At 32.9% G+C, this 3,728-nt stretch carries 4 protein-coding genes; all 4 read right to left on the bottom strand.

Annotation, left to right across the window (positions count from 1 at the left end; translation table 11 throughout):
- Positions 1-60: 60 nt before the first annotated feature.
- A complete protein-coding gene (locus U9R42_05385) occupies positions 61-2,289 on the bottom strand; it encodes a TonB-dependent receptor (GenBank protein ID MEA3495452.1) in 2,229 nt (742 codons plus the stop codon).
- A 100-nt stretch (positions 2,290-2,389) separates the two neighbouring features.
- The gene (locus U9R42_05380) at positions 2,390-2,719 is read right to left on the bottom strand and encodes a hypothetical protein (protein ID MEA3495451.1); all 330 of its coding nucleotides are present in this window, start codon (positions 2,717-2,719) and stop codon (positions 2,390-2,392) included.
- Positions 2,720-2,816: 97 nt separating this feature from the next.
- Positions 2,817-3,185, bottom strand: coding sequence for a DNA-binding protein (locus U9R42_05375; protein ID MEA3495450.1), 369 nt, complete (start codon positions 3,183-3,185; stop codon positions 2,817-2,819).
- 70 nt (positions 3,186-3,255) lie between these two features.
- On the bottom strand, positions 3,256-3,728 hold a 473-nt coding region (rhuM, locus tag U9R42_05370), incomplete at its 5' end, for a RhuM family protein (protein MEA3495449.1).

Genomic DNA, 3,728 nt, shown 5'->3' with positions numbered 1-3,728 from the left:
AATATGCGTTTAAAGGTTCTGCCGTCTTTTGCACGACAGAACCATATTAACAATTGAATTTTATTTAATTCCAAACGGAATTTTCAAATTTACACTGATATTCCTACCAATATTATAATAGCCCATTCCCTTCAATGTTGATAAATGGTCTATATAAGTTTCATTCAGCAAATTATTTGCATGAACAGACAAAGATACCATCTGATTTGCCCATTTTATCTCTGTTCCAATTCCGGCATTTAACAAAAAATAGCTATCGGTTTCAGTTTCAAACATTGCAGGATTGTTTTGCTTTGAAGCAAGAAGCCCCCCAACTTTTAAAAAAGGATTTTTTAAGAAAGCCAAATTTTGTTTTTGAAATTTGAGTTCAACTCGCAGTTTATTTTGCGGAATGAATGGAAGATAATTTCCGTTATCTTGTTTGCCAATCAGATAAGCATAGCTTGTTTGAAAATTTAACCAGTCGAACGGCATAACATCAATAGCAAGTTCACCACCATAAATTCCAGAATTGGTTTGCGAATATCTATAAATTTTATCGCCACTTGCAATTGTATCGTCAGTTGGGGCAATAAAAATATAATCGTTAATACTGTTATAAAAACAGGAAATATCAACCATCACATATTTTGAATGAAAATGGGTACTTAGATCGGCTTCGTAACTGCGTTGTGATTTTAAGTTGGGGTTTCCCTGCTCGTATCTTGCACCGTGCATGCCATTTTGCGTTAATTCGGCAATATTAGGAGTTCTGTAAGCGGAAGCCAAATTTGTGCGTAATAAGATATTTTTGTTTATCTTATAAGTTGCACCGAGGGAGGCACTTACATTTCCATAATCAGTATTAACAGCTTCTTTGTTTATCTCTGCCTCTGTTGATATGGAACGGAAATCATATCTTATACCGGCTTGTGCTTTCATTTTTTCAAAAAAAGTATATTGAGCTAATCCAAAAACTGAGAAATCATTCACATCGGCATCGGGAAGTATATGATTTGGGGCTTCATTGTTTCTATTGGTTTTATTAGCCCCCTGCAGTCCTACGATGTATTCCGAATTTGCTGTTGATGGCAAATAAGTCTTTACTTCATAAGAAAATGTATTCAAGTCCATATCTACCATTTCAAAAAACGGCATATTCTCATCAGTCTGCAATCGCCTGTTGTTCATTTGATAAGCAGCATTCAAATCAACTTTGTATTTTTTGAAGAATAATGTATTTCTGGTAGAAATTATATGATTTGTCAAATCCTGATACCAAAATTTGTTTTCTCTTCCGTTTTCAATTGTTAACGGAACTGCAGTGCCCACACACATACCGAGTTTGGGTTGACTATAATCGTAATACAAACGGAAAAGTCCGAATGATTTATTTATACCCACATCGGTTTTAAAACTATATTCATTAAAACGTGTATTAGGAACATAATTGCCATTTCCATCTTTATAATCAGCATGGCTTTTTGCACCTACACCTAAGCCCCAAAAAAAGTTTTCGGAACTTCCTTTTATACCAAGATTACTTACAACTCCTTGTGTGTTTGAATGGAATTGCATATTATAATCACCGAGAATTTTTCCTGTTGGTGCCGGTTTTTCCTTTATTATATTGATAACACCACCAACAGCATCAGATCCATAAAGCAATGAAGCAGGTCCTTTTATTATCTCTATTCGGTCAATACCAAATTCATCGATAAGAAAGGGATGGTTTTCTGAAAATTGAAAATTTTCCATTTTCACACCATTGTTAAGCATCAAAATATTGGTCATTGATAAGCCGCGAATAACAGGTTTTGCTACCCCTGTTCCTTTGGCAATCATATCTACACCTGGAACATTGGCAATGGCTTCGATAAAAGTAGGTGTGCCAATAGAAGTAATTTCTTTGCTTTTTATCAAATCAATTTTAATAGCATTTTCGTGTTGCGTTGAATAGGTTCCTCCTGAAATAACAACCTCCTCGGCTTGTAATACGGTAGGTTCCATTTCAATATTTAATATTGTTTCCGTATTATTGGCAAAAATAGTTTTTATAATGCTTTTATAACCCACATACGAAAACTGAATTTTAAATTCTCCTTTAGGTAAATTGGTTAATGCAAATTCACCATTTTCATCGGTTAATGTGCCTTTATTTTGTTCTGGAAGATAAACATTGGCAAAAGACAAAGCCTCATTATTTGTTTTATCGGTTACTCTGCCTTTGATACTGTTTTGGGCAAAACCGATTTGGTTCATCATTGCAAATAGCATAATGATAAAGCATGAAATTTTTACTTTTTTCATATAAGTTTAAAATTATAAAGTTGGCTATACGATGCATAACCAACAAGCTGTTAATAAATAAGAATAATTACGATGACAACAATTAATTAAATTGTTATTGTTATGAATTAACAGGTGGTGCTCGCAGATTGAATGAGTAAGAGGGAAATACTATATGTTCACTTTGGCTGTAAGAAGTATCGTAATCTAAAAAGAATTCCGGTTTGACAGTATATTGTGGGTTTTCATTGTCAATAAATTCGACAAATTCGAAAGCACAAATAGGACAGTTTTTATGTTTTTCATTAACTTTCGGTTTATCTGAAAAAGAAATATGATGACGCTCATGGTGTACAAACAAAAAGTGCGTTGCTTTTATCAGCAAAGGGCTGAAAAATACAATTATCAGGAATATTGAAAAGTATTTTCTGTATGATTTTGTTTCAGTCATTATTTTAAATAAAATCTCATTTTAGTCCAATGTTAATTTTCTTTGATTTTACTATTGTTCAAATTTACAATTATTTTTTTAGATATTCTGGCGTTGGCTATAATTGTTCATGCTTTTTTCCATTTAATAAATTTTCTAATTGTCCGTTTTTTGATTTATAACCAACTACTATTTTATTTCCCAATGAAATAATAGTTTCATTTTTCTTGATGGCATTTTCACGGGTTATTCTACTATTTGAATTATCATCAAATGGACTAATAATCAAGAGCCTGTTTTTAATCACTGCCTTTAAAATTTTAGGTTCCCATCTTTTCTTTAGACTTCTTGGCAGTACTAAAACTAAAGGCTGTTTTCCTTTTAGCAATATTTCAAAAACATCTTTTTCTATTTGCGAGTGGTTGCCACAGACAATGCAGTTTCCTTGCTTTCGCTGTTCTTTTGCCCAATCATAACTTTTAAGCACAATTTCTGCCGGGCATTTTTGCGAACATAAAAAGGCTGTCTTGTACAAATCCAATATCTTTATGTTGCCTTTATAGGTCATTTTTAGGATTGATTTGTTTTTTTATCATTTTATCAAAATCGCTTTCAAACAAAAGTTCTTGAATAGGTTTATAACTGTCGTATTCTTTTTCTGCAAATGCTTTTGCTATTGCTGCTGTTACTTTGCCTGCATTATGCAGTATGTCTTCTTGATTAAATTTCAAAAAAGCATCTAATTTTTCAACCCAGTCTTTCATTGTCATTGCTATGCCTTTTTCTGCCTGATGCTCTGCGTAATCAAGATACATAGTAACAATACGGTTTAATGGTTTTAGTTCTTTTTCAGAGAGATAGTTCTTAGCGATAGAAACATCGGATTTCCGTATTTTGCCATCAGGTGAAGTTTTCCATGATGTCAATCCCATTTTATCCTTTTTGTGGTCGGCTCTTGAAACAATTATCTCTGCTGCTGTTTGCTTTGTAATTGCCCAATGAAGTTTGTTCTGGACTGTTGCAAAAAACT

It is taken from the genome of Bacteroidota bacterium (assembly GCA_034723125.1).
In the GTDB taxonomy this organism is placed as follows: Bacteria; Bacteroidota; Bacteroidia; order CAILMK01; family JAAYUY01; genus JAYEOP01.
This window is presented reverse-complemented; position numbering and strand designations above follow the sequence as displayed.